This window comes from Paenibacillus thiaminolyticus (assembly GCF_003591545.1).
GTDB lineage: Bacteria > Bacillota > Bacilli > Paenibacillales > Paenibacillaceae > Paenibacillus_B > Paenibacillus_B thiaminolyticus_A.
The window spans coordinates 1-2,652 of sequence record NZ_QYZD01000088.1 but is presented as its reverse complement, the minus strand read 5'-3'; the positions used below and the strand labels follow the sequence as shown (position 1 = coordinate 2,652).

1 protein-coding gene is annotated in these 2,652 nt (G+C 51.4%); it reads left to right on the top strand.

The features are described 5' to 3' along the window. Window positions 1-103 precede the first annotated feature (103 nt). A partial coding sequence (locus tag DQX05_RS30005) for a contractile injection system protein, VgrG/Pvc8 family (RefSeq protein ID WP_119796880.1) occupies window positions 104-2,652 on the top strand: 2,549 nt, incomplete at its 3' end.

Below are 2,652 nucleotides of genomic sequence, written 5' to 3'. Positions count from 1 at the left end.
ATATTGTGGTCATATCCAAATCGAAAATGACGGGCAGGAGTTGGATTAAGGTTCTGTTTCTAAGCCGTCAAGTTTCAAGAGCGGGAAGGAGACATGAACTCACTTGAGTGTATTACATAACGGAATCGGGTATGAAAGTCTGCGTTTCTACGGTTCCTTTCAGCCTCAACATATAGAGAAGCTTCAAATTACAAGGACCATCAACGATCATGCCTATTTAACGGTAAGCGGCATGCTGTCGGAAGAACAGGGAGCCACATGCATTGGACAGAACATGGAAGAGGAACCGATCGTTATCCGTCAATTGGATGAGCAGGGACAATCACGGAGACGATTGTTCCATGGCATCGTTACGCGACTATCTGTGCATTGCATTCGGGGCGTGTATACGTTCGAGCTGGAAGCAGCTTCACATTCGTATCAGATGGATATCCAGATAAAGAAGCGATCCTATCAGGATATTCATCGTACTTACGCTGATCTGGTCACCACGATGATTCGAAAATACAAATATGGAGATGCCATTGATACCGTAACTAACAATGCCAAACTGGGCACTTTTGTTTTACAATATGAGGAGACGGATTGGGCGTTTTTACAACGCCTAGCCTCTCGCTTTGGGTCAGTGCTCGTGCCGGAGGTAACTGCAGCGTCGCCAAAAGTTTTCTTCGGGATACCGGAAGGAAAACGGTACAAGATGGAACGGGATGTAAGTTGCCAGGTACGGAGAACGTTCCACGAGTTGGAGGCAGGAAAGCCGGGAAAACGTGCAGGATCGTATGTGACCTACGTGATCGAAAGCCTGCAATACTATGCGTTAGGAGATATCATTGCGTTACCGATTGGATCAGGAAAAGAGCTCGTTGTCGTTCGGGCAGTCACACGGCTGGAGGACGGCCTGCTGCTTACTCGTTATGATCTCCAGGCTGAACAGGATATTCGCCTTGCCCGTTATGAAAACGATCAAGCTACGGGGATTGCGCTGGCGGGTAGCGTGTTAAAGGTACATCAAGACCTGGTACAACTCCAACTGGATATCGACCCAAAGCAGGACCCGGCTAAAGCATGCTGGTTCCCGGTGGCCACTCGCTATGTAGCGGAAGAGCATAGTGGCTGGTATGATATGCCGGAGGTTGGGGAGCGGGTGGAGCTTTACTTGCCGACGAGCCGGGAACATGAAGCCTATGTCATGGATTCGCGACAGCATCGCCACGCGGCGCAAGGGGAGCCAGACGTTAAAGTATGGAGACATACGCAAGGAAGCGGCGTGGACATGTCTGAACAAGAGCTGACCCTGTCTACCTCGGGAGTATTTTCAATTACACTCCATGAAGGGAACGGCATTACCGTCAGCAGCCCGGGAGATGTGCGGATTCAAGGCGGTCACGTGAAGCTGGATGCAGGTCAGGAACTGTCGCTTACAGCGGGAAGTGCATTGTACCTCACAGGCGGAGCCAGCAGCATGGTCCTGGACGGTGAAACGGATATCAAGGCCCCGGTAGTTGAGCAAGAGGGTTCGGTAAAGGCTCCGGTGTTCGTCATGGATCTTCCTCCCGTGCCGGAGCCGCCGCTGATGAATATGAAAGACTACGAAGCAGCACAAGCCGCAGCCACGGAGGGTTCCTCCGACAACAAAGCTAAGACTCCAACTGCGAAGATCACGAGCCTAGCCGATCAAAGACAAGCGGATGGATTGCTAGGTACGGAGTCCAAGCTGCTAGGCTCCATTCCGATGATAGGAGCAGTAGCGGGAGCAGCATTAGGCGGACTTGCCGGAGCGGCGGTGAGTGTGAGTCTACTAGCAAGCGCAGCTGTTCCTGTTCGAAGTACAGGAACGAGCCGTGCTGGAGGTGCACAAGGCGGGTTGCATCCGCTGAAATATCTGGCCAGTCTGGTCATGGAAGGACTCATCAGTCAATACGAGCACGAGAAAGCCAAGGATGCCTATTATAGAAAGTGGCTGCTGGGCAAGGTATTTACAAGTGCGCGTGAGTTAGGAACACCCACATCATGGAACGATATCGCTTCTTATGTCCGACGTATGGCGCAGTCTGCGAATGAGTTGGAGCAGGCCTATCATCAGATTCCGTCCGATCTGAGACAACGCTGGAGGGCGAATTACGAGCGTTACATGGCCGAGCAGCCGAAGCTGAAGCCGGAGCAAGAACCATCCAAGTCGTGGCTGGCTATTCTGGGCGAAGCCCAGCTCATGGAAGCGGAAGCCAGACTCGCGATGGGTCAGCAGATGGCGGACGGGGTGATGTATGCCGCAGATGTCGGTGGAGAAGTTGTAAAAGGAGCAGGAACGGCCGTTTTAGAAGATTTGACGTTAGACTTCCCACCCCTAAAAAAGGAATATACTTCAAATCATCCGAAGGCACGTAAAACAGGGGAAGTGATCGGGCACCTCATCACAACGGTAGCCGGAGTATTAGAAATGGGTGGCGCTGTATTGGGAGGAGGCGCTGGTGTTACGTTATCAGGTACGGGAGTATTATCACCTGTAGGCGTAGCTGTTACTGCAGAATCCGTCGCTTTAGCAGGACATGGAGCAGGAGTAACGTATCAAGGTTTATCTAATACTGGTGAAACCCTTAATGAGCTTTATCAAATGTTTAAAAGCGGAGGGTCAAATAGTCCAACGCCGAAAAA